A 444-nucleotide genomic window follows, 5' to 3' on the forward strand; every position below is an offset into this window, starting at 1 on the left:
GTTTCCACTTTCTCTTCCCGATAGTGTGTATTTCCACGTTTGTTTTGGATGGGTTTTCCGGTGTAAAGCTTTACCTTGCTATCTTTAACAACTTTCCAGTCATCCCATTTTACAAGGTTTTGGTTTTCAAGAAAAGATTCAACTTCCTCAAACTTTCGATTTTCTTTAGAACGAATAATGAATTTTACTGATTTCTCTTCAAATACTTTCATTGTTCTTGTCGACTGCAAACCTCTGTCAATCACATAAACATTAGCGTGATGTTCTTCTTTTTTGGCTTGTTTTAAGATCGCTTCGGGAAGCGCAGATTCTTCTGAAGAATAGGATTGAGCCGTAAAAACTTCAACCCCGGAAGGTAAAATCCCATCGAAGGAAAAACTGAATTTCACCAATTTTTTCCCGCTCTTTTGGTCTATTCCTTCCTTGAGTTTGGAGCACGTATCG

At 37.8% G+C, this 444-nt stretch carries 1 pseudogene; it reads right to left on the bottom strand.

Annotated features, from left to right (window positions below):
• A pseudogene (locus DRF58_RS18445) lies at positions 1 to 444 on the bottom strand (IS4 family transposase); the annotation flags it as partial.

The sequence above is a fragment of the Epilithonimonas hispanica genome, assembly GCF_003385395.1.
Taxonomy (GTDB): Bacteria; Bacteroidota; Bacteroidia; order Flavobacteriales; family Weeksellaceae; genus Epilithonimonas; species Epilithonimonas hispanica.